Below are 23,222 nucleotides of genomic sequence, written 5' to 3' on the forward strand. Positions count from 1 at the left end.
AAGCGTATTACCGATGCTTGAAAACCGGTTTGCGTTTCTCCACGAACGCAGCCATGCCTTCCTTCTGATCTTCCGTCGCAAAAAGCGAATGGAACAGGCGTCGCTCGAAATGCACGCCTTCCGCGAGCGTCGTTTCATATGCGCGGTTGATCGACTCCTTCACCATCATCACCGCCGGCAGCGGGAATTCCGCAATGGTCGCGGCCGCAACGATCGATTCGTCAAGTAGCGACTCAGCCGGAATAACGCGCGAAACCAATCCGGCACGCTCGGCTTCCGCCGCGTCCATGAAACGGGCGGTCAAACAGAGATCCATCGCCTTCGCTTTCGAGACGGCGCGCGGCAGTCGCTGCGTGCCGCCTGCCCCCGGCATGATGCCGAGCTTGATTTCCGGCTGGCCGAACCTGGCACTGTCGGCAGCAAAAATGATGTCGCACATCATCGCCAGTTCGCAGCCGCCACCAAGCGCGAAGCCCGCGACCGCGGCGATGATCGGCTTGCGGATCGAGCGAACCGTCTCCCAGTTGCGAGTGATGTAGTCGCCTTTGTACACATCCATATAGGTGTAAGTCGACATCATGCCGATGTCGGCGCCGGCGGCAAACGCCTTCTCGCTTCCCGTCACCACCATTGCACCGATCGCGTCGTCGGCGTCGAACTCGCGCAGCGCGGCTCCCAGTTCGTCCATCAATGCGTCATTCAAGGCGTTCAACGCCTTCGGACGATTCAACGTGATCAAACCGACCCGTCCCCGCGTCTCAACCAGAATGTTCTCGTAAGCCATGCCGCCTCCTTCTAATGGTTAATCCCACGCGCGAAACGCTTCGCGCAGCTCTCTTAATAATGCTACCATTCGCCAACCAACCGGTCGGTCAATTATTAGACAGGCTTTTCCCCAACGCACAGCCAAGCCCTCTGCCATGACACATCCGCTATTCACCAAGCACGAAGACACGCTGCAAAAGGCACTCACCGCGACTGAAACGCGCGGTTACTGGAGCCCTTTCGTTGAAATGCCCAGTCCGAAAGTGTACGGGGAAACAGCCAACGCGGACGGTGAAGCCGCCTTCAAAGCGCTGCTCAACACGACGTTCGAACTGGACCAGCCGTCGACGGGCGAAACGGTCGGCGCCGAAGTTTCGCCGTTCGGCTTCCCACTCGGCGTGCAGTATCCGAAGGCCGATCCTGAGGCGCTGATCGCAGCCGCCGCCGTCGCGCAGCGTGACTGGCGCGCGGCAGGCCCGCAGGCGTGGATCGGCGTGTGCCTCGAAATCCTCGCGCGGGTGAATCGCGCCAGCTTCGAAATTGGCTACAGCGTGATGCACACGACCGGCCAGGCATTCATGATGGCTTTCCAGGCCGGCGGCCCGCATGCGCAAGACCGCGCGCTCGAGGCGGTCGTGTACGCGTGGGACCAACTGCGCCGCATTCCCGCCGATGCGCACTGGGAAAAACCGCAAGGCAAGAATCCGCCGCTTGCGATGCACAAGCGCTATACCGTCGTGCCGCGCGGCACCGGCCTCGTACTCGGCTGCTGCACGTTCCCGACGTGGAACGGCTACCCGGGCCTCTTTGCCGATCTGGCCACCGGCAACACGGTCATCGTCAAGCCGCATCCGGGCGCTATCCTGCCGCTCGCGCTGACCGTGCGAATCGCACGTGCCGTGTTGCGCGAAGCCGGCTTCGACCCGAACGTCGTCACGTTGCTGGCGACCGAACCGAACGACGGCGCGCTCGTCCAGGACCTGGCCCTGCGCCCGGAAATCAAGCTGATCGACTTCACCGGCAGCAGCCAGAATGGCACGTGGCTCGAGCGCCATGCACACCAGGCTCAGGTCTATACCGAAAAAGCGGGCGTCAACCAGATCGTGATCGACTCCGTCGACGACATCAAAGCCGCCGCGCGCAACATTGCCTTTTCACTGGCGCTGTACTCCGGCCAGATGTGCACCGCGCCGCAGAACATTTATGTGCCGCGAGCGGGTATCCGCACCGCCGACGGCACGCTCAGCTTCGACGAAGTCGCTCAGGCCATTGCCGGCGCAGTGCAAAAGCTAGTCGCCGACCCGGCTCGTGCAGTCGAACTGCTCGGCGCGATTCAGAACGAAGGCGTCACTCAGCGTATCGACGAAGCCGCCAAACTCGGCCGAGTTCTGGTCGAAAGCCAAACGCTAGAACATCCGGCGTTTGCCGGCGCCCGCGTCCGCACCCCGCTTGTGCTGCAACTGGACGCCGCCACCGACAACGCGCAGTTCGCCAAAGAATGGTTCGGCCCGATCTCGTTCGTCGTCGCAACGGACTCGACCGCGCAGTCGCTCGAACTCGCTGGTGCGATCGCCGCCGAGCACGGCGCGCTGACGCTGTCGGTATACAGCACCGACGAAGCAGTGCTCGATGAAGCGCACGAGGCATCGATCCGCGGCGGCGTTGCCCTGTCGATCAACCTGACCGGCGGCGTGTTCGTCAATCAGTCCGCGGCGTTCTCCGACTTCCACGGCACGGGCGCAAACCCGGCGGCCAACGCCGCGCTGGCCGATGCAGCCTTCGTCGCGAACCGCTTCCGCGTCGTTCAAAGCCGCGTTCATGTTGAACCGAAAGCGGCGCCGGCGGTAGCTGGCTGAATGGCATAAGACTAGCCATAAGAAAGCGCACGGCTCCGTTCCTATGCCGTTTGGCCGAATGGACCGGGCCGTGCGCCGCACCTAATATGAGACATCGGATCGGCATTGCGCGCCGCTCCGTCCAGCGGAAACTCCAATGAACGACGCCTTCATCTGCGATGCGATTCGCACACCCCTCGGCCGCTACGGCGGCGCACTGAAAGATGTCCGCGCGGACGACCTCGGCGCCGTGCCGATCAAGGCGCTGATGGAGCGCAATCCGGGCGTCGACTGGCGCGCTGTCGACGACGTGATTTACGGCTGCGCTAATCAGGCCGGTGAAGACAATCGCAATGTCGCTCGCATGTCGGCATTGCTGGCCGGTCTGCCCACGGATGCGCCGGGCGCGACGATCAACCGCCTGTGCGGCTCGGGCATGGACGCGGTCGGCACCGCCGCGCGCGCGATCAAGGCGGGCGAAGCGCGTCTGATGATTGCCGGCGGCGTAGAAAGCATGACGCGCGCGCCGTTCGTGATGGGCAAGGCAACGAGCGCGTTCTCGCGTCAAGCCGACATACACGACACGACCATCGGCTGGCGTTTCATCAATCCGCTAATGAAGCGTCAGTACGGCGTCGACTCGATGCCGGAGACCGCGGAAAACGTCGCGGTCGAGTTCGGTGTCAGTCGTGCTGACCAGGACGAGTTCGCGCTCGCGAGCCAGCAAAAAGCAGCCCGCGCGCAACGCGACGGCACATTGGCCGAAGAAATCGTTGGCGTCGATATCGCGCAGAAGAAGGGTGACCCCGTGCGCGTCCTGCTCGACGAGCATCCGCGGGAAACTTCGCTCGAAAGCCTGGGCAAACTCAAGGGTGTGGTTCGTCCGGACGGCAGCGTGACGGCCGGCAACGCGTCCGGCGTCAACGACGGCGCCTGCGCGCTGTTGCTCGCGAACCAGCAGGCAGCCGACCTGTACGGCCTGCGCCGCCGCGCACGCGTGGTGGGTATGGCAACCGCTGGCGTCGAGCCGCGCATCATGGGCATCGGTCCCGCGCCAGCGACGCAAAAGCTGCTCAGGCAACTCGGCATGACGCTCGAACAGTTCGACGTGATCGAGTTGAACGAAGCGTTCGCGTCGCAAGGACTCGCCGTGCTGCGCACGCTCGGTCTGCGCGACGACGATCCGCGCGTCAATCCGAACGGCGGCGCCATTGCGCTCGGCCATCCGCTGGGCGCATCGGGCGCGCGTCTGATCACGACCGCGCTGTATCAGCTGGAACGGATCAACGGCCGCTTTGCGCTGTGCACGATGTGCATCGGCGTAGGCCAGGGCATTGCGCTCGTCATCGAGCGGCTTTGAATTGCGCCGCAGCACCCGTCGGCTAAGAGACTTTGAGGAGACACCCAATGTCATATGAAGCGATTCGCCTGGATCTCGACGCATCGAGCCATGTCGCAACCATCACGCTGAACCGCCCTGACAAGCTCAACAGCTTCACGCGCGCGATGCACAGGGAACTGAGCGACGCGCTCGATCAGGTCGAAGCGTCAGGCGCACGCGCGCTCGTGCTGACAGGTGCGGGACGCGGCTTCTGTGCCGGTCAGGATCTCGCCGATCTCGACTTCACGCCCGGCGCAATGACGGATCTCGGCGAACTGATCGACGAGCATTTCAACCCGCTGATTCGCCGTCTGCAAGCACTGCCGTTGCCGGTGATCGCCGCGGTCAACGGCACGGCCGCCGGCGCCGGCGCCAATCTCGCGCTGGCTTGCGACCTCGTGCTCGCGGCTCGCTCGGCCAGCTTCATTCAGGCGTTCGTGAAAATCGGCCTCGTGCCCGATTCCGGCGGCACATGGTTGCTGCCGCAGCGCGTCGGCATGGCGCGCGCGTTGGGGCTGGCCATCACCGGCGACAAACTCGGCGCGGAAAAAGCCGAAAGCTGGGGCTTGATCTGGCAGACCTTTGACGACGCGGAACTCCCCGCCGTTGCCGCCAAACTCGCAGCCCAACTCGCGCAGCAACCCACACGCGCCATCGCGGCGATCAAGCAGGCCATGCGCGCGGGCGCGACGCAGACCCTCGACCAGCAACTCGATCTCGAACGCGATCTGCAACGCGAACTCGGCGCGTCTCACGATTACGCGGAGGGTGTGCAAGCCTTTGTGGAAAAGCGCGCGCCGCGCTTCGAGGGCCGCTGATATGTCCACTCAAACCACTTACGCCAATCAGATGACGCCAGACGAACTCGCTCGCGCAACGGCTGTTGCGATGTACGAAAACGACGCATGCAGCCAGACGCTCGGGCTCGAAATCGTGGAAGTCCGTCCAGGCTATGCCCGCTTGCGCATGGCAGTGCGCGACGACTTTCTGAACGGCCACCAGATTTGCCACGGCGGCCTGATTTTCACGCTGGCCGATTCGACCTTCGCGTTCGCCTGCAACACGTACAACATCAACACGGTCGCAGCCGGTTGTTCGATCGAATTCCTGAAGCCTGTGCGAGGCGGCGACGTGTTGACGGCTGAAGCGGTCGAACAGACACTCAGCGGCCGCACTGGCATCTACGATATTCGCGTCACCAATCGCGCCGACGAAACCGTCGCCATGTTTCGCGGAAAATCGGCGCAAATTAAAGGCAACCTGATTCCCACGGGCGACTGAAAGGCCAGCGCGCGTCGACCGCCGGCAAAGCGGCGCTCGATTCGCCGCAGCGCGCATCCGATTCGCAACAGCGTCGGGTGACCGGCGCGACATCTCAAAAAGTAGCAGCCCGTCCCCGGTTTTCGCGCGAGAAGCGCACCGCACATCAGACTCAAGCATTGAGGCAGCAAGGAGACATTCATGACGACCGCCCTTCCGCTCGACCCGATCGAGACCGCCAGCCGCGACGAACTTGCCGCGCTTCAACTTGAACGGCTCAAATGGTCGCTGAACCATGCGTATGAGAATTCGCCGGTCTATCGACGCAAGTTCGACGAAGCCGGCGTTCATCCGAGCGAAGTCACAACGCTCGCGGACCTGGCGCGCTTTCCGTTCACCACCAAGAAAGATCTGCGCGACAGCTATCCGTTCGGGATGTTCGCCGTACCGCAGGAGCAGATCTCACGTATCCACGCGTCGTCCGGCACGACCGGCAAGCCGACCGTCGTGGGCTACACCGCGCGCGACATCGACACGTGGGCGAATCTCGTCGCGCGCTCGATCCGCGCCGCCGGCGCGAAGCGCGGCGACAAGGTTCACGTGAGCTACGGCTACGGCCTGTTCACCGGCGGCCTCGGCGCGCATTACGGCGCTGAGCGCGCCGGCTTGACCGTGATTCCGTTCGGCGGCGGCCAGACCGAGAAGCAGGTGCAACTGATCCAGGACTTCCGGCCGGACATCATCATGGTGACGCCGAGCTACATGCTGTCGATCGCCGACGAACTCGAGCGTCAAGGCATCAATCCGGCCAGCTGTTCGCTACGCCTCGGCATCTTCGGCGCGGAGCCGTGGACAAACGACATGCGTCAGGCGATCGAAAAGCGCATGGGCATCGATGCCGTCGACATCTATGGACTGTCCGAGGTGATGGGCCCGGGCGTCGCGTCGGAGTGCGTGGAAACGAAGGACGGCCCGACCATCTGGGAAGATCATTTCTATCCGGAGATCATCGACCCCGAAACGGGCGAGGTGCTGCCGGATGGTGAGCTCGGCGAGCTGGTGTTCACGTCGTTGACCAAGGAAGCCTTGCCGATCATCCGCTACCGCACGCGCGACCTCACGCGTCTGTTGCCGGGCAGCGCGCGCACGATGCGGCGGATGGAAAAGATCACCGGCCGCTCGGACGACATGATGATCGTGCGCGGCGTGAACGTATTCCCGACGCAGATCGAAGAACTGCTGCTCAAGCAGCGTGCGCTCGCGCCGCACTATCAGATCGTGCTGACCAAAGAAGGCCCGCTCGACGTGTTGACGCTGAACGTCGAGCCCTGCCCGGAAACCGCGCCGGATACGGCTGCGCTGAGCACGGCGAAACAGGCTCTGGCCTACGACATCAAGGCGCTGATCGGCGTCAGCGCGGTGGTGAACGTGCTGGCGGTGAACGGCATCGAACGTTCGGTGGGCAAGGCGCGGCGCGTGGTGGACAAACGCAAGGCCGGGCTGTAAAAAACTCGCGGAAAAAAAACGGCGTCACTACGGATCTGTATCCGGACGTGACGCCGTTTTCAATTGCTCAGCGTGGCTCTCCGAAGCGCGGCATTAAGTTGACAACGCGCGCGGCCCACGTGATTCGCCAATCACGCGGCGGCGCCTTCGCTCCCCCAAGCCGCCGCTTCACTCACCCGTACGCTCACGAATTCGGCAGCAACAACCACATCCGGCCGCCCTGCTTCATCTTGCCGGCGAGATCGCCGGCGTCGTCACCGAGGCCCCAGAAATAGTCGGCGCGCACGCCGCCCTTGATCGCGGAGCCCGTGTCCTGCGCGAACACGAGGCGGTTCATCGGCGAGTTCGTCAACGGACGCGTGGTCTGCAGGAACACTGGCGTGCCGAGCGGAATCGACGTGGGATCGACCGCGATCGAACGCTCCGGCGTCAACGGCACGCCGAGCGCACCGATCGGACCGTCCGCGCCGGCGCTCGGCATGCTTTCGCCGGACGGCATCTCACGGAAGAACACGAAGCGCGGATTTGTATCGAGCAGCATGTCGACCCGCGTCGGGTTCGCACGTGCCCATGCCTTGATGCCTTGCATGGTCGCTTGCGCGGGCGTGATCTCGCCGCGATCCAGCAGCCAGCGCCCAATCGATTTGTACGGCTGATTGTTGGTACCGCCGAAGCCGACGCGCATCACGCTGCCATCTTCCATCACGATCCGCCCGGACCCCTGCACCTGCAGAAAGAACGCTTCGATCGGATCGTCGACCCAGACGAGTTCGTTGCCGTTGAGCACACCCGCGCGTTCGAGCTGCGCGCGCGCCGGCAGCGCCGAACCCGCGCGATAAGCGGCGGGCCAGCGATACAAAGCCGTCTGATACACGCCGTGGCGCGTCCGCGAGCCGCGCAGCAAAGGCTCGTAGTAACCGGTGACGAGACCGTCGAGCGTGCCGTCGGTATTCGCTAGCTGGAAAGGCGTGAAATAGGCTTCGAAAAAAGCCCGCGCACTGGTGACGTCGAGATCGTCGATCTGCGAAGCCGCCGCACAGGCGCGCGACCAGTTCGGTTGACGCGCAAGCCTCGCGCAGTTCTGCCGCAGCGCGGCCGTCGCGCCGATCAGCGAGTCGTCCTGCCAGCCCGGCACCTGCCGCCAGGCCACTGCCGTGAGTCGCGTCGCGGCAATCTGGCCGGGTATGATCGCGGCACCCGAGGGTGGCGCAACCGAAGGCCGGACCGCCCCGCCACCGCCGCAGGACGCCAGCAGCACTGCAACCGAAAGCGCGCCGAGCCATGCTCCGGCGTTGCGGACAAAACGCATACAATGTTCGTTCTTGATGGAAACCGCCATGTCTGATCTGTTCGACGAATACCCGATGCTCATCTTCGCGCTGGAAGCGCTCCTCGCGCTCTTCCTGCTCGTCTTCATCGTTGTGTGGACGTCGTCCGGCAGGAAGAAGGCCGCGCGTGCCTCTAAAAGCGAACAACCCAGGCAGCAAAAGCCGCAGTGACGCTATGCGCTCAACCGCGCGTTCAACGGCGCGATTGACTGCGCGTTTGACTGTTTAAAGACCGCAGGCGCGCGTTCCGGTTCAATGCAACGTGCGCGGCATGCGCAAGATGAATTCCGGCACCGGTGCGTCGAAACGCTCACCATCCTCTGCCACGCAGAAGTAATCGCCACGCATGGTGCCGACCGGCGTCGCGATAACCGCCCAGCTCGTGTATTCGAAATGCTCGCCCGGTTTGAGCAGCGGCTGATGTCCCACCACGCCCAGGCCTTTGACTTCCTGAACGTTGTTCTCGCTGTCGGTGATCACCCAGTGACGCGCGATCAACTGCGCGGGCACCTGACCGGTGTTACGGATGGTCAGCGTGTATGCGAACGCATACTGGCGGCGCTCCGGGTCCGACTCTTCGGGCAGATATTGCACCTGCGCCGAGACGCTGAATTCGTACTGGCTCATCCTGATTCCGATCTGATGAAACGGGCTGTGAAAAATCGCGAAAAGGCCCGAACGCCAATGGTTTTCGGTGCATCGGCGAAGCGGCGCTTCTGGTGTGGCATTCTGCTTGATGCGCGGCACGCCCGCAACCGGACATATCTTTCGGCCAGGCTGCGGTTAAGGAGCTTGTCACCAATCCAGCCGTTGCGGCGAACGTTGGCCGGCATCGAACCGTCCGCGCGCCGGTCCTGAGCTGCACAAACCGGTAAAATGACGCTTTCCCGCTTGCATCCGCTCCCCGCCATGACGCAATTTCGCATCGCCCCCAGCATTCTGTCCGCCGACTTCGCGCGCCTCGGTGAAGAAGTCCGCAACGTTGTCGCCGCCGGCGCCGACTGGATTCACTTCGACGTGATGGACAACCACTATGTGCCGAACCTGACCATCGGCCCGCTCGTCTGCGAAGCGATCCGCCCGCACGTCGACGTGCCGATCGACGTGCACCTGATGGTGCGCCCGGTCGACCGCATCGTGCCGGACTTCGCCAAGGCCGGCGCGAACCTGATCAGCTTCCACCCGGAAGGCTCGGACCATATCGACCGCACGCTGTCGCTGATCCGCGATCACGGCTGCAAGGCCGGCCTGGTGTTCAACCCGGCCACGTCGCTGAACTATCTGGATCATGTGATGGACAAGCTGGACCTCGTGCTGATCATGTCCGTGAATCCGGGCTTCGGCGGCCAGTCGTTCATTCCCGAAGCGCTCAACAAGCTGCGCGAAGCCCGCAAGCGCATCGACGCGTACAAGGAGCGCACCGGCCGCGAGATTCATCTGGAAGTGGACGGCGGCGTGAAGGTCGACAACATCGCGGAAATCGCGGCGGCCGGCGCGGACACGTTCGTGGCCGGCTCGGCGATCTTCGGCCAGCCGGACCACAAGGTCGTGATCGACAAGATGCGCGCGGCACTCGCCAACATCCAGCACTAACCACGCATCCGCCCTATGACCGCTCCGTTCCCTGCCCCAACCTTCACCGGCCCACGCCTGCAAGCCGCGATCATCGACCTCGACGGCACGATGATCGACACCGCCGACGATTTCACCGCCGGCCTGAACGGGATGCTCGCGCAACTCGACGCGGAGGAAACGTCGCGCGAGGAAGTGGTCGGCTATGTCGGCAAGGGTTCGGAGCATCTGATCCGCAGCGTGCTCGCGCCGCGCTTCGAAGCGGATCACGCGCAGGACCGCTTCGACGAAGCGCTCGCGATCTATCAAGAGGAATACGCGAAGATCAACGGTTTGCACACGCGGCTTTACCCCGATGTGGAAGCCGGTCTGATCGCGATGCGCGATGCCGGCCTCAAGCTTGCGTGCGTGACCAACAAGCCGCACCGGTTCGCGACGGAGCTGCTGCAACAGTACGGACTCGCGCAGTATTTCAGCGTCGTGCTCGGCGGCGACAGCCTCGCGAAAAAGAAGCCCGACCCGCTGCCGATGCTTACCGCCGCCGCGCAACTCGGCGTCGACGCGCAGGCCGTCGTCGCGATCGGCGATTCGGAAAACGACGCGCTCGCAGGCCGCGCGGCGGGCATGGCGACGCTCACCGTGCCGTACGGCTACAACCACGGCCAAGCTATACAAACAATAAAATCCGATGGTATAGTTGCCTCGCTGCTCGACGCCGCCAAGGCGATCGCAGCGCACCAATCCACGACTTGAAAAGTCCTTCATCCTCATGTTTCTGAATAAAAAACGGAGTCTGATTAGCATCGACCGGGGAGCCTGGCCCTGGCGTCGCTGGTCGCGCTAACCTCGCCTGAGGTACGCTGAAGCTCGTCTTCGGCAACCGTTTTTTACTTCGCTGCGCTCACGCGTTTTTTCCATCGTTCTGTTTCGCTGCATCGGTTGATTCGGCCTGCGTGTACCCGCAAAGTACATCCGTGCGCTGAAACCCTTTGCACGCGTCGATGGGAAACTCGCGCCGATCGGACTCATCGTGTCGACAACCCGACGCACGTCCCGACCGGTCGCGCAACGCCCCGCTTTGTCCGACGCACGCCGCCGCCGGACCACCGTACAGGATCGGAACATGACCGAACTCGAATTCCAGTCCCTCGCCAATGAGGGTTTCAATCGCATTCCGCTGATCGCCGAAGCGCTCGCCGACCTCGAAACGCCGCTCTCGCTGTACCTGAAGCTCGCGCAGACCGAGCGCAACGGCGCCAACTCGTTCCTGCTGGAATCGGTGGTGGGCGGCGAACGCTTCGGCCGCTATTCGTTCATCGGACTGCCGGCGCGCACGCTTTTGCGCACCCGCAACGGCGTGTCGGAAGTGGTGCGCGACGGCAAGGTCGTCGAAACGCATGAGGGCGATCCGCTCGAGTTCATCCAGCAATTCCAGGGGCGCTTCAAAGTGGCGCAGCGTCCTGGGCTGCCGCGTTTCGCGGGCGGTCTCGCCGGGTATTTCGGCTACGACGCGGTGCGCTACATCGAGAAAAAGCTCGCGCACAGCGCGCCGAAGGACGATCTGAATCTGCCCGACATCCAGTTGCTGCTGACCGAAGAAGTCGCGGTAATCGACAACCTCGCGGGCAAGCTCTATCTGGTGGTGTACGCCGATTCGACCCAGCCCGAGGCGTACACGAAGGCGAAACACCGTCTGCGTGAACTCCGTCAGCGTTTGCGTACGACCGTGCAGCCGCCGGTCACGTCAGCGAGCGTGCGCACCGAGACCTATCGCGAATTCGCGAAGGACGATTACCTCGCCGCCGTGCGCAAGGCGAAGGAATACATCGCCGCCGGCGAACTGATGCAGGTGCAGGTCGGCCAGCGTCTGACCAAGCCGTATCGCGACAATCCGTTGTCGCTCTATCGCGCGCTGCGGTCGCTGAATCCTTCGCCGTACATGTACTACTACAACTTCGGCGAATTCCACGTGGTCGGCGCGTCGCCGGAAATTCTGGTGCGCCAGGAAAAGCGCGGCGAAGATCGAATCGTGACGATCCGTCCGCTCGCCGGTACGCGTCCGCGCGGCAACACGCCGGAACGCGACGCCGAACTCGCGACCGAACTGCTGAACGACCCGAAGGAAATCGCCGAGCACGTGATGCTGATCGACCTCGCGCGCAACGACGTGGGCCGAATCGCGCAGATCGGCTCGGTGGTGGTGACCGACAAGATGGTGATCGAAAAGTACTCGCACGTGCAGCACATCGTGAGTTCGGTGGAAGGCAAGCTGAAGCCGGGCACCACCAATTTCGACGTGCTGCGCGCGACGTTCCCGGCCGGCACGTTGTCGGGCGCGCCGAAGGTCCGCGCGATGGAACTGATCGACGAACTCGAACCCGTGAAGCGCGGGCTGTATGGCGGTGCGGTCGGCTATCTGTCGTTCACCGGCGAGATGGATCTGGCCATCACGATCCGCACGGGCGTGATCGCGAACGGCAATCTGTATGTGCAGGCGGCCGCGGGCGTGGTCGCGGATTCGGTGCCGGAATCCGAATGGCAAGAGACCGAGAACAAGGCGCGCGCCGTGTTGCGCGCCGCCGAACAGGTTCAAGACGGCCTCGATAGCGACTTCTGACCGGAGACACACCATGCTGCTCATGATCGACAACTACGACTCGTTCACCTACAACCTGGTGCAGTACTTCGGCGAACTCGGCGAAGACGTGCGCACCTATCGGAACGACGAAATCACGCTGGACGACATCGCGAAGCTCAACCCCGAGCGCATCTGCCTGTCGCCAGGTCCCAGCAATCCGCAACATGCGGGCATCACGCTCGACGTGCTGCGCCAATTCGCCGGCAAGACGCCGATTCTCGGCGTGTGCCTCGGCCACCAGGCGATCGGCGAAGCGTTCGGCGGCCGCGTGGTGCGCGCACAAACCATCATGCACGGCAAGGTGAGCACGATCGAAACGGACTGCAAAGGCGTGTTCGCGGATCTGCCGAAGCATTTCGTCGTGACCCGCTATCATTCGCTCGCGATCGAACGCGAGTCGCTGCCCGACTGCCTCGAAGTGTCGGCCTGGACCGAAGACGGCGAGATCATGGGCGTGCGTCACAAGGAATTGGCCGTCGAAGGGGTGCAGTTCCATCCTGAATCGATCCTGTCCGAACACGGCCACGCGCTGCTCGAAAACTTCGTGAAGCAGTCGAAGCTCGCACACGGCAAGACGTCCCAACGCAACGCCTGATAAAAACAGAGAGACGAGATCATGTCGATTACGCCCCAGGAAGCGCTGCAACGGACCATCGAGCACCGCGAGATTTTCCACGACGAAATGCTGCATCTGATGCGGCTCATCATGCGTGGCGAACTCTCGCCCGTGATGGCCGCCGCGATCATCACCGGCTTGCGCGTCAAGAAAGAGACGATCGGCGAGATCACCGCCGCCGCCACCGTGATGCGTGAATTCGCGCGCCACGTCGACGTGCAGGACAACTCGAACTTCGTCGACATCGTCGGCACCGGCGGCGACGGCGCGCACACCTTCAACATTTCCACCGCGACGATGTTCGTGTCAGCGGCGGCTGGCGCGAAGGTCGCGAAGCACGGCAATCGCGGCGTGTCGAGCAAGTCGGGCAGCGCGGACGTGCTCGAAGCGCTCGGCGTGAACATCGATCTGCAGCCGGACCAGGTGGCGGCGTCGATCGCGGAAACCGGCATGGGCTTCATGTTCGCGCCGAACCATCACCCGGCCATGAAGAACATCGCGGCCGTGCGCCGCGAACTCGGCGTGCGGACCATCTTCAACATTCTCGGGCCGCTGACCAATCCGGCCGGCGCGCCGAACCAGTTGATGGGCGTGTTCCACGGCGACCTCGTCGGCATTCAGGTGCGCGTGATGCAGCGCCTCGGCGCGAAACACGTGCTGGTGGTGTACGGGATGGACGGCATGGACGAAGTGTCGCTCGGCGCGGCGACCCTGGTCGGCGAGTTGCGCGACGGCGAAGTGCGCGAGTACGAGATCCATCCAGAAGATTTCGGCATGCAGATGGTGTCGAACCGCACGCTGAAAGTGGCCGACGCGAGCGAATCCAAAGCGATGCTGCTCGAGGCGCTCGACAACAAGCCAGGCGTCGCGCGCGAAATCGTCACGCTGAACGCGGGCACGGCGCTGTACTCGGCGAACGTGGCGTCGTCGATCGCGGACGGCATTCAACTCGCGCGCGAAGCGATCGCGAGCGGCAAGGCCCGCGCGAAGGTCGACGACCTGATCCGCTTCACCCAGCAATTCAAGCAGTGACCCAGTAGCAATCAACGTAGCGAGACACTTATGAGCGACATCCTCGACCGCATCATCGCGGTCAAACGCGAAGAAGTTCGCGCGGCCGAACAGAGCGCGCCGCTGGAAGAGCTGCGCCTCGAAGCGTCGTCGCGCGATATCCGCGATTTCGTCGGCGCGTTGCGCGCCAAGCACGCGGCCGGTCTGGCCGCGGTGATCTCCGAAGTGAAGAAAGCGAGCCCGTCCAAAGGCGTGCTGCGCGAGAACTTCGACCCGGCCGAGATCGCGCGGTCGTATGAGAAGCACGGCGCCGCCTGTCTGTCCGTGCTGACCGACGTGCAGTTCTTCCAGGGCAGCGTCGCGTATCTGCAGCAGGCGCGCGCCGCGTGCCAGTTGCCGGTGCTGCGCAAGGACTTCATCGTCGATCCGTACCAGATCGTCGAAGCGCGCGCGATGGGCGCCGACGCGATCCTACTGATTGCCGCCGCGCTTGAAACGTCGGAAATGCAGGACCTCGAAGCGCTCGCGCATTCGCTGGGACTCGCGGTGCTGGTCGAAGTGCACGACAGCAACGAACTGAAAGAAGCCTTGACGCTGAAGACGCCGCTGATCGGCATCAACAACCGCAATCTGCGCACCTTCGAAACCTCGATCGAGACCACCATCGGCATGCTCGATGCGATTCCCGACGACCGCATCGTCGTCACCGAATCGGGCATTCTCGCGCGCGCCGATGTCGAAAGCCTGCGCGCGATGGACGTGCACACGTTCCTCGTCGGCGAAGCGTTCATGCGTGCGGACGAGCCGGGTGTGGAACTTGCGCGGATGTTTTTCTAAACACCGTCGGTAAGCGCAAGGACACGCATCATGGGCATGGAACGCGAAATCAAGCTGGCGCTGCCGGCTGGGCAGGTGCAGGCGGCGACGCAGTGGTTCGTCGCACGCACCGGCGAGCAGGGACGCCCGGTCGAGCTGGTGAACATCTACTTCGACACGCCGCAGCTTGCGTTGGCCGGCTCGAAGAGCGCGCTGCGTCTGCGCCAAACGCCCGACGGCTGGCTGCAAACCTTCAAGACGGTCGGCGAAGCGAAGGACGGTCTGCATAGCCGGCACGAGTGGGAGATGCCGGTGGCGGGCGCGAAGCTGGAGATCGACGCGTTGCTGCGCGCCTGCGACGAGCCGTCAGCGGCCGCCGCGTTGCGCGATGCAGCCCCGACGTTGATCGACCTGTTCCGCACGAATTTCACGCGCACGCTGTGGCACGTCGAAACAGACGGCGCGGAAATCGAAGCGGCGATCGATCAGGGCGACGTGCTCGCGGAGGTCGACGGCGACAAGCGCCGTGCGCCGATCTCGGAAGTCGAACTCGAACTGAAGTCCGGCGACGAAGCCGCGCTGCACGCGCTCGCGGTGGAACTCGGCAAGCGCGTAAGCGGCCTCGCGCCGGATAACGTCAGCAAAGCGCAGCGCGGGTATCGGTTGCGTTCGGGTTGAGCGGTGATGAACGCGCCGCCGCACCTTGAGCCGAAGCGCGTTTGCTGCGACACTCCCCCGCCATGACCTCCGCATCCCGAACCCGCTCCAACCCGTCGCAGGCTTCCCTGTTCGGCGACGCCGTCTCCACACCGGCCAGCGACGTGACTAGCCCGCCAAAGTCGCAACCGGAGCCATCGAGCACCGCCGTTCCGCCGACGCTCGAAGCCCAATTCGCCGCGCTCCCCTCGGCATGGCGCGCGCATCTGAAGCCGTTCATCGACAGCGACGCCTACGCGCCGCTGTGCCGTTTCGTCGACGGTGAACGCGCCGCCGGCAAAACCGTCTACCCCGCCGACGTGTTCCGCGCGCTGCGCCTGACGAGCCCCGACGAAGTCAAAGTGGTGATCCTCGGCCAGGACCCGTATCACGGCGAGGACCGCGGCACGCCGCAAGCGCACGGGCTCGCGTTTTCCGTCGCGCCGAATGTGCGCACGCCACCGTCGCTGCGCAACATTTTCAAGGAGATCGCCGCGAGTCTCGGCCACGAGCCGCCGCGTCACGGGTGCCTCGATACCTGGGCGAAGCAAGGCGTGCTGCTGCTGAACACGGTGCTCACAGTCGAACGTGACAGCGCGGCGAGTCACGCAAAACGCGGCTGGGAAAAATGCACGGACACGCTGATCCATGAACTGGCGATGCGCCACGACGGCCTCGTGTTCATGCTGTGGGGCGCCCATGCGCAAGCCAAGCGCGCGCTGCTCGGCGGCAAGTCGCACTACGTGCTGGAGGCGCCGCATCCGTCGCCGCTGTCGGCGCATCGCGGCTTTCTCGGCTGCGGGCACTTCATGAAGGCCAACGAATACCTGGTGAAGCACGGCCGCGCACCGATCGACTGGCGCCTGCCGGATGACGCGCAAATGCTGGCGTGACACCGCGACTCACACAGCCAGCTCGCCAATAGAAAACGCCACGGACTCTCGTCCGTGGCGTTTCGCTTTGAACCTTCATGCGCCGCAGTGAAGCGGCCAACCCCTTACGCAGCGGCGATCGCTTCGCGCGCCGCAGCCAGCGCGGCGGTGGCTGCGTCCGCACCCATGTTCAGGCCTTCCGCGTAGATGAAGTTCACGTCGGTCATGCCGAGGAAGCCGAGGAAGCTCTTCAGATACGGCGTCTGGCTGTCGTTCGGCGTGCCCAGATACTTGCCGCCGCGTGCCGACACGACATACACCTTCTTGCCCTTCACGAGACCTTCGGGGCCGTTCGCCGTGTACTGGAACGTGATGCCGGCGCGGGCGATGAAGTCGAAGTACGTCTTGAGTTGCGACGAGATGCCGAAGTTGTACATCGGCGCGCCGATCACGACGATGTCGGCGGCTTGCAGTTCGGCGATCAGCGCTTCGCTGCGCGCGGCGATCGCGGCTTGCTCGGCGGTGCGCTGGTCGGCCGGGGTGAAGAACGCGCCGAGGACGGCGTCGTCCAGGTGCGGCAGCGGTTCGGCTTGCAGATTGCGGACGACGACTTGCGCGCCCGGATTCGACTGTTGCAGCTTTTCGGTCAGCTCGTTGACGAGCAGCGTCGAATTCGCGCCTTGCGAGCGGGCTGCCGAGTTGATTTGCAGGATCGTGGTCATGGTTGACTCCAGTAGGGGCGCGCAATGTTGCGCGAGTGGAGGCATTGTGTTTTTTTACCGACCCGGGAAAAAGCCATCCGGCGGCGACGGATTGTTGCACTGGTAGAACAATCCGCCGGGCACGACCGTCAATTGATGCCGCCGCTGCCTACGATCAGCTTGCCAGCCAGCATTCGCGCGCCTTACGCGCGGCGGCCCGTTTGTCTGTGACCGCGAGTTTGTAGCGCGCCACCTCCGGCCCGTCCAGCTTGAGCTGGGTGGTGCGCAGCTCGTCGCGCCGGAACGCATGGATTTCGACCTTCGCGCCCGGCTGGTAGCGGGCGAGCAGGCCGTCGAGATTCGCGCCGGTAATGCGCAGGCCGTCGAGCGCGATCAGCACGTCGCCGGCCGACAGCCCCGCTTTCTGCGCGGCGCTGCCTTCGTGGACCGCCGCCAGCGTGCAATCCGCGCCGCCGCGCAGACGCGCGCCGAGCGACGGCTTGCCGTTCTTGTCCAGCTCGGGCGCGAGCGCGACGCCGAACGGCGCGAGCAGCGGGCCGAGCGGCAGATCGCGCGTACCGTGCACGGCTTCGGCGAACAGTTCGCCCAATTCCGCACCGGTCGCTTCCGCGAAAATCGTCTCGATCTCGCTTTCCTGCACGCCGGCCGGTTTGCCGCGATAAAAGTCACGGCCGAAGCGCTGCCACAACAGACGCATCACGTCGTCGAGCGATTTGCGGTTGCCGGTCTGTGCGCGGATCGTCAGATCGAACGCGAGTGCGACCAGCGAGCCCTTCGTGTAGTAGCTGACGATCGCGTTCGGCGCGTTCTCGTCCTGCCGGTAGTACTTGACCCACGCATCAAACGAGCTTTCGGCGACGGTTTGCTTGAGCCGCCCGCTACCGCGCTGCACGCCGCCGACCACCTTGCCGAGCAGGCCGAAATAGTCGTCCTGCGAAATCAGGCCGCTGCGCACGAGGATCAGGTCGTCGTAGTAGGACGTGAAGCCCTCGAACAGCCACAGCAGCGACGTGTAGTTTTCGACGCTCAGGTCATACGGCGCAAACACCGCCGGCTTGATGCGCTTGACGTTCCACGTGTGGAAGTATTCGTGGCTGCACAGGCCGAGGTAGGTTCGGTAGCCTTCGCTCATTGCGTCGCGGCCCTGCACTGGCAGATCGCCACGATTGCAGATCAGCGCGGTGGATGCGCGGTGCTCCAGCCCGCCGTAACCGTCGGTGACGGCTTGGGTCATGAACACGTAGCGGTCGACCGGCGCTTTCTTCGTCTTCGGTTCGAACAACGCGATCTGCGCTTCGCAGATGCGCTTCAGGTCAGCGGACAAGCGAGCCATGTCCAGCCCGATCACCCGCCCGGCGATCACGATGTCGTGCGGCACGCCATGCGCGTCGAAAGTCGCCAGCTGGAATTCGCCGAGCGTGACCGGATGATCGATCAACTCGTCGTAGTTCTGCGCGCGATATTCGCCGAAGCCGTAGCGCTTCGTGCCGCGCGCTTCCGGCAGCGCGGTCGCGACGCGCCAGTTGCGATACGCGGCGCCTTGCGGCTTCTGGATATCCACCACGCACTGCGCTTCCTCGTGACCGAGCGGCGACACGAATACGCTCGTGCCGTTGAAAAAGCCGGTCGTATCGTCGAGATGCGCGGCGCGCACCGACAGGTCCCACGCATATACCTCGTAGCGCAGCGTCAGCGCGCCTTTAACCGGCGCGACCTGCCACGTGTGCTTGTCGGTTTTTTCCACGCGCACCTTGCGGCCCGCGTCGTTCGTCGCGCGCAGTGTGACGATGTTGCGCGCGAACTCGCGCACCATGTAGCTGCCCGGAATCCACACCGGCAGCATGAAACGCTGGCCGGCCGGATCGGGATCTGCGACGGTTACGGTGACTTCAAACAGATGGGCGGCGGGTTGCTTCGGAACGATGGTGTAGCGGATCGGCTTCATCGGCGGGGATCAGGAGAGGTGAGGCGGGAAATTTGATCGATGCGTCGAATCGATGCAACGGGATCGACGCGGCGGCATGGATGCGGCGAGTCTGGATGCGAAAGGAGGCGCCTTGTGCGCCTCCTTGCTTCTGCCTGTGCCGCGCGGTTCAGTGCACTGCGGACATTTCGCGGTCCAGCCGGTCGGCCGGCACGGCGCCCGGCAGGCGGCGGCCGTCGGCGAGGAACACCGTGGGCGTGCCCTCGACGTTCATCGCGTGGCCGAGCGCCAGGTTCTTGTCGATCGCGGCGGTGTCGCAGGTGCCGGCGGCGGTGGGCGCCTGATGGTTCTGCATCCACGATTCCCAGGCCTTCGCGCGATCCGTCGAGCACCAGATCGACTTCGACTTGGCCGTCGAATCCGGCGACAGCACCGGGTACAGGAACGTGTAGACCGTGACGTTGTCGAGCGACTTCAGCGACGTTTCGAGCTGCTTGCAGTACGGGCAGTTCGGATCGGAGAACACGGCGATCTTGCGCGCGCCGTTGCCGCGTACGACCTTCACCGCGTTCGCGAACGGCAGGCTCGCGAAGTCGATGCGGTTGGTTTCGGACAGACGCGCTTCCGTCAGATTCTTGCGGGTCTTCGCGTCGACCATGTCGCCGAGCATCAGGTAATCGCCGTTCGCGTCGCTATAGACGATCTGCGTGCCGAGGTTCACTTCGTACAAGCCAGCGATCGGCGACTTCGTGATGCTCTTGATCGTCACGTCGGCCAGACGCGTTTGCAGGGTGGCTTTGAGCTTGTCGGTCGTCTGGTCGGCCTGCGCCGAGCAACCGATCGTGAAGGCGGCGATCGCAAGCGCGCCGGCCACCATGCGGAAGGTTTTTTTCATGCTGAATTCCTGGGTTTCGATCGCGCGTGCTGCGCGGTGTGTCACGTGCCCGGTCGGACCGGAACGCCGTCAATCCGCTCATGATACCTGTGTTGCCGGCCGTGGCTGCCGGTGCGCGCGTGTGTGCGCGCTTTAGCCGAGCGCGGCCGACACCAGCCAGCGCTTGATGAACGGCTGCGCGCCCACGAAGGCCATACCGGTGTTGCGCAGCGCCTTGGCGAACGGGCCGGGCACGGAGAACAGTTTTTGCAGCCCGTCGGTGGCGATCATCAGCGCGCGGATGTCTTCGCGGCGCGCGCGTTCGTAGCGGCGCAGCAGCACCATGTCGCCGAGATTGCGGAACGATTCCTTGCCCGCGACGGTGTCGGCGAGCGCGGCGACGTCGCGCAGCCCGAGGTTCATGCCTTGGCCCGCCAACGGATGAATCAGATGCGCGGCATCGCCGACCAGCGCGACGCGCGGCGCGACCAGCCGGTCCACCGTTTGCAACGCGAGCGGGAAGCCCTGCGCGGGGGTCACGCAGTCGAGCGCGCCGAACTGGCCGCCGGTCGCGCGCTCCACTTCGGCGGCGAGCTGCGCCGGATCGAGCGCGAGAAGCTGTTCGGCATGCTCGGTGCGCGCCGACCAGACTAGCGACACGTGACCGTCAGGCATTGGCAGCAACGCGATGATCTCGCCGTCGCGGAACCACTGGTAGGCGGTCTCGCCGTGCGGTTTTTCCGCTTTGAAATTGGCGACGACGCCGGTTTGCCGGTAGTCGCGCCGGTTCATCTTCGAGCCGATCTGCGCGCGCACCCACGAATGCGCGCCGTCCGCGCCGACCACCAGATCGGCCTCGACGACGTTGCCGTTGGCGAGACCGACGCTCGCGCTGTCGGCGGTGAAGTCCAGCGCCTGAGCGCGCGTGTCGATCCACGTGAGATTCGGCTGGAAGCGCAGCGCCGCATCCAGCGCGCGCTCGATCACCGACGACTCGACGATCCACGCGAGTTGCGGCACCGAAGCCTGAAACGCGGAGAAGTGCAGTTCAGCATGCGCGTCGCCGTAGACACGCATGTCGTAGACGGGGCCGAGCCGCGCCATGTCGAGCGCCTGCCAGACCCGCAGGCGTTCGAGCAGCGCCTGCGAACTCGACGACAACGCATAGACCCGCGAGTCGAAGGCGGCGCCGGCGGGCAATGCCGCGCACGGTTGCGCGAGCAGCGCCACGCGCAGTCCGCCTTGCGTGAGCGCGAGCGCCGCGGTCTTGCCGACGAGCCCGCCGCCGATCACGGCGGCATCAAAGGTCTGGTGATGTGCGTTCATCCGCGCATTATAGCTGCGGGGGTTGCGGGGGACGGATCGGCGCGTGCGGCATTTGCGCCTGAACAAGCCGCCTTTGACGGCTGGCCGCTAGTGTTGTGAACCCGCCGCCAGCGCCGCGTTCGCCTCGCGCAGTCGCATGAAGCGGCGATCGGCCTGGAGGATGCGCCACGCGCTCGCTTCGAGCTGGCCTTTGCGCTCGCGCTGGTCGCCCCGCACCGCGCAATCCGGAAAGACCTGGTCGTACACGCGCCAGAGCGAATCGAAGTCGTTTTTATCGGCGAATTGCGCGATGCGCAGCCGATCGTCCTGCGACAGGCGGTTCGTCAGGCAATCGACCGTCTGCCGGTCCGTGTTGGCCTGCGCGTCGTCGAAATTCTGTGATAACCAGGTCGCGACCGCGCCCCCGACCAGCACCACCCCCACGCCTGTTCCCAGCCATCTGACTACTCGCACATTGTTCCCCCGGAAAGAGCTCTGGCGGCTCTGAGCCGACGATTCTACAGCGGGCGCAGAAAAATAGGCCGGGATCGCGGTTGCCGCGCGGCCCGATTAGCTGGCCGTCCTTCCTGCTCGTGCTGCTCTTCGCTACCCTTCTCTGCCCCGCCCGCCTCTCCCGCCGCCGCAGCGGTAAGCCAGCGCGAACGGGTTACAATTGCGCTTTCCGTGAAACTCGCCCTCGATCGCGCACTCGACCATTGAGCCAACGCCCCGATTCGGTGACCTGTCCCGCTCCGCTGCGTTTGCCCGCCACGCCCCACGCGTAGGCTTCCGAACCCGCACGCAGCGTCGAGCGCATCACGCAACTTACTGATTCACTGAAGGATTTCCATGAGCCTCAAATGCGGCATCGTCGGCCTGCCTAACGTCGGCAAGTCCACCCTGTTCAACGCGCTGACCAAGGCGGGCATCGCCGCCGAAAACTATCCGTTCTGCACGATCGAGCCGAACGTCGGCGTGGTCGAGGTGCCGGATGCGCGTCTGAAGGCGCTCGCCGACATCGTCAAGCCGGAGCGCATCCTGCCGGCAGTGGTGGAGTTCGTCGACATCGCCGGTCTGGTGGCGGGCGCGAGCAAGGGCGAAGGCCTCGGCAACCAGTTCCTCGCGAACATCCGCGAAACCGACGCGATCACGCACGTGGTGCGCTGCTTCGAAGATGACAACGTGATTCACGTTGCGAACAAGGTCGATCCGCTGTCGGACATCGAAGTGATCAACACCGAACTCGCGCTGGCCGACCTCGCGACCGTGGAAAAGGCGCTGTCGCGCTATTCGAAGGCCGCCAAGTCGGGCAACGACAAGGAAGCCGCGAAGAACGCCGCCGTGCTGGAAAAGGTGCGTGCGCAACTCGACCAGGCCAAGCCGGTCCGCGCGCTCGATCTGTCGGACGACGAAAAGGCCACGCTCAAGCCGTTCTGCCTGATCACCGCGAAGCCGACCATGTACGTGGCGAACGTGAAGGACGACGGCTTCCACAACAACCCGCACCTTGACGCGGTGACGAAATTCGCGGCGGCCGAGAATGCGCCGGTGGTGGCCGTGTGCGCGGCGATCGAAGCGGAAATCGCCGACCTCGACGAAGCCGACATGGAAGTGTTCCTCGCCGACATGGGCATGGAAGAGCCGGGCCTGAACCGCGTGATCCGCGCGGGCTTCAAGCTGCTCGGCCTGCAAACCTACTTCACGGCCGGCGTGAAGGAAGTGCGCGCGTGGACGATCCACGTCGGCGACACCGCGCCGCAAGCGGCGGGCGCGATTCACACCGACTTCGAGCGCGGCTTCATCCGTGCGCAGACGATCTCGTTCAACGACTACATCACGTACAAGGGTGAGCAAGGCGCGAAGGAAGCCGGCAAGATGCGCGCGGAAGGCAAGGAATACGTCGTGCACGACGGCGACGTGATGAACTTCCTGTTCAACGTCTGAGTCGACGTTCGACCGCGCAGCCTGCGCGTTCAGAAAAGCCCGCTTTCCGCGGGCTTTTTTTATTGCCGCCGGCCGATTGCAGCGAGGCGCCGACCGCGCGCGCGAGATCGGTGCGGATCTGCGGCAGCGGCCCCTGGCCGCATCGAATCCAGTGGTG

At 64.3% G+C, this 23,222-nt stretch carries 23 protein-coding genes; 15 read left to right on the forward strand and 8 right to left on the reverse strand.

From position 1 onward, the window contains the following. Window positions 1-7 precede the first annotated feature (7 nt). On the reverse strand, window positions 8-784 hold the full coding sequence (locus BGI01S_RS25630; protein WP_042329044.1) for an enoyl-CoA hydratase: 777 nt from the start codon (window positions 782-784) through the stop codon (window positions 8-10). Window positions 785-920: 136 nt separating this feature from the next. On the opposite strand from BGI01S_RS25630, the gene paaN reads away from it, so the two are divergent. The 5 genes from paaN (at window position 921) to paaK (ending at window position 6,747) form a co-directional block, all read left to right on the forward strand. Next, window positions 921-2,621 carry a phenylacetic acid degradation protein PaaN gene (gene paaN, locus BGI01S_RS25635; RefSeq protein WP_042329046.1) on the forward strand — a complete coding sequence of 567 codons (1,701 nt, stop codon included), beginning with the start codon at window positions 921-923 and terminating at the stop codon, window positions 2,619-2,621. Between the two features lie 136 nt (window positions 2,622-2,757). Continuing rightward, the gene (gene pcaF / locus BGI01S_RS25640) at window positions 2,758-3,960 is read left to right on the forward strand and encodes a 3-oxoadipyl-CoA thiolase (protein ID WP_042329048.1); all 1,203 of its coding nucleotides are present in this window, start codon (window positions 2,758-2,760) and stop codon (window positions 3,958-3,960) included. A gap of 47 nt (window positions 3,961-4,007) precedes the next feature. Next, complete coding sequence (gene paaG, locus BGI01S_RS25645; RefSeq protein ID WP_042329050.1) at window positions 4,008-4,799, forward strand: 2-(1,2-epoxy-1,2-dihydrophenyl)acetyl-CoA isomerase PaaG; 792 nt, start codon at window positions 4,008-4,010, stop codon at window positions 4,797-4,799. 1 nt (window position 4,800) lies between these two features. Beyond that, window positions 4,801-5,262 carry a hydroxyphenylacetyl-CoA thioesterase PaaI gene (gene paaI / locus BGI01S_RS25650; RefSeq protein WP_042329053.1) on the forward strand — a complete coding sequence of 154 codons (462 nt, stop codon included), beginning with the start codon at window positions 4,801-4,803 and terminating at the stop codon, window positions 5,260-5,262. 180 nt (window positions 5,263-5,442) lie between these two features. Continuing rightward, window positions 5,443-6,747, forward strand: a complete 1,305-nt coding sequence (gene paaK / locus BGI01S_RS25655) for a phenylacetate--CoA ligase PaaK (RefSeq protein ID WP_042329055.1) — start codon at window positions 5,443-5,445, stop codon at window positions 6,745-6,747. Between the two features lie 184 nt (window positions 6,748-6,931). Here paaK and mltA read toward each other — a convergent pair whose 3' ends face one another. Then, window positions 6,932-8,056, reverse strand: coding sequence for a murein transglycosylase A (gene mltA / locus BGI01S_RS25660; RefSeq protein WP_042329057.1), 1,125 nt, complete (start codon window positions 8,054-8,056; stop codon window positions 6,932-6,934). Window positions 8,057-8,084: 28 nt separating this feature from the next. Between mltA and BGI01S_RS30680 the strand changes: the two genes are divergently transcribed. Beyond that, entirely contained in the window at window positions 8,085-8,246 is a 162-nt protein-coding gene (locus BGI01S_RS30680; RefSeq protein ID WP_042329059.1) for a hypothetical protein, read from the forward strand. Window positions 8,247-8,327: 81 nt separating this feature from the next. On the opposite strand, the gene apaG is transcribed toward BGI01S_RS30680, so the two are convergent. Continuing rightward, window positions 8,328-8,702, reverse strand: coding sequence for a Co2+/Mg2+ efflux protein ApaG (gene apaG / locus BGI01S_RS25670; protein WP_042329261.1), 375 nt, complete (start codon window positions 8,700-8,702; stop codon window positions 8,328-8,330). Window positions 8,703-8,984: 282 nt separating this feature from the next. Between apaG and rpe the strand changes: the two genes are divergently transcribed. The 8 genes from rpe to BGI01S_RS25710 all read left to right on the forward strand — a co-directional run bounded on the left by rpe (window position 8,985) and on the right by BGI01S_RS25710 (window position 16,317). Beyond that, complete coding sequence (rpe, locus tag BGI01S_RS25675; protein WP_013340602.1) at window positions 8,985-9,668, forward strand: ribulose-phosphate 3-epimerase; 684 nt, start codon at window positions 8,985-8,987, stop codon at window positions 9,666-9,668. Window positions 9,669-9,683: 15 nt separating this feature from the next. Beyond that, window positions 9,684-10,400 carry a phosphoglycolate phosphatase gene (locus BGI01S_RS25680; RefSeq protein ID WP_042329061.1) on the forward strand — a complete coding sequence of 239 codons (717 nt, stop codon included), beginning with the start codon at window positions 9,684-9,686 and terminating at the stop codon, window positions 10,398-10,400. A gap of 370 nt (window positions 10,401-10,770) precedes the next feature. Beyond that, window positions 10,771-12,264 (forward strand): anthranilate synthase component I, encoded by a 1,494-nt coding sequence (trpE, locus tag BGI01S_RS25685; protein ID WP_042329064.1) that lies wholly within the window; start codon window positions 10,771-10,773, stop codon window positions 12,262-12,264. 13 nt (window positions 12,265-12,277) lie between these two features. Beyond that, on the forward strand, window positions 12,278-12,880 hold the full coding sequence (locus BGI01S_RS25690; protein ID WP_042329066.1) for an aminodeoxychorismate/anthranilate synthase component II: 603 nt from the start codon (window positions 12,278-12,280) through the stop codon (window positions 12,878-12,880). A 21-nt stretch (window positions 12,881-12,901) separates the two neighbouring features. Further along, on the forward strand, window positions 12,902-13,933 hold the full coding sequence (gene trpD, locus BGI01S_RS25695; RefSeq protein ID WP_042329068.1) for an anthranilate phosphoribosyltransferase: 1,032 nt from the start codon (window positions 12,902-12,904) through the stop codon (window positions 13,931-13,933). Window positions 13,934-13,963: 30 nt separating this feature from the next. Then, window positions 13,964-14,749 (forward strand): indole-3-glycerol phosphate synthase TrpC, encoded by a 786-nt coding sequence (gene trpC, locus BGI01S_RS25700; protein ID WP_042329071.1) that lies wholly within the window; start codon window positions 13,964-13,966, stop codon window positions 14,747-14,749. Between the two features lie 30 nt (window positions 14,750-14,779). Continuing rightward, window positions 14,780-15,406 (forward strand): CYTH domain-containing protein, encoded by a 627-nt coding sequence (locus BGI01S_RS25705; protein WP_042329073.1) that lies wholly within the window; start codon window positions 14,780-14,782, stop codon window positions 15,404-15,406. A 62-nt stretch (window positions 15,407-15,468) separates the two neighbouring features. Next, window positions 15,469-16,317 (forward strand): uracil-DNA glycosylase, encoded by an 849-nt coding sequence (locus BGI01S_RS25710; protein WP_042329074.1) that lies wholly within the window; start codon window positions 15,469-15,471, stop codon window positions 16,315-16,317. A 104-nt stretch (window positions 16,318-16,421) separates the two neighbouring features. Here the strand turns inward: BGI01S_RS25710 and BGI01S_RS25715 are convergent, their stop codons facing one another. From BGI01S_RS25715 to BGI01S_RS25735, 5 genes are all read right to left on the reverse strand, one after another. Then, window positions 16,422-17,018 carry an FMN-dependent NADH-azoreductase gene (locus BGI01S_RS25715; RefSeq protein WP_042329075.1) on the reverse strand — a complete coding sequence of 199 codons (597 nt, stop codon included), beginning with the start codon at window positions 17,016-17,018 and terminating at the stop codon, window positions 16,422-16,424. A gap of 154 nt (window positions 17,019-17,172) precedes the next feature. Beyond that, entirely contained in the window at window positions 17,173-18,963 is a 1,791-nt protein-coding gene (locus BGI01S_RS25720; RefSeq protein WP_042329078.1) for a M61 family metallopeptidase, read from the reverse strand. A 148-nt stretch (window positions 18,964-19,111) separates the two neighbouring features. Further along, on the reverse strand, window positions 19,112-19,837 hold the full coding sequence (locus BGI01S_RS25725; protein WP_042329079.1) for a DsbC family protein: 726 nt from the start codon (window positions 19,835-19,837) through the stop codon (window positions 19,112-19,114). Between the two features lie 132 nt (window positions 19,838-19,969). Beyond that, window positions 19,970-21,142 (reverse strand): UbiH/UbiF family hydroxylase, encoded by a 1,173-nt coding sequence (locus tag BGI01S_RS25730; RefSeq protein WP_042329081.1) that lies wholly within the window; start codon window positions 21,140-21,142, stop codon window positions 19,970-19,972. Between the two features lie 87 nt (window positions 21,143-21,229). Next, entirely contained in the window at window positions 21,230-21,595 is a 366-nt protein-coding gene (locus BGI01S_RS25735) for a hypothetical protein (RefSeq protein ID WP_042329082.1), read from the reverse strand. A 375-nt stretch (window positions 21,596-21,970) separates the two neighbouring features. On the opposite strand from BGI01S_RS25735, the gene ychF reads away from it, so the two are divergent. Continuing rightward, complete coding sequence (gene ychF, locus BGI01S_RS25740) at window positions 21,971-23,065, forward strand: redox-regulated ATPase YchF (protein ID WP_042329085.1); 1,095 nt, start codon at window positions 21,971-21,973, stop codon at window positions 23,063-23,065. The last annotated feature ends 157 nt before the right edge of the window (window positions 23,066-23,222 follow it).

The organism is Paraburkholderia ginsengisoli NBRC 100965, assembly GCF_000739735.1.
GTDB lineage: Bacteria > Pseudomonadota > Gammaproteobacteria > Burkholderiales > Burkholderiaceae > Paraburkholderia > Paraburkholderia ginsengisoli.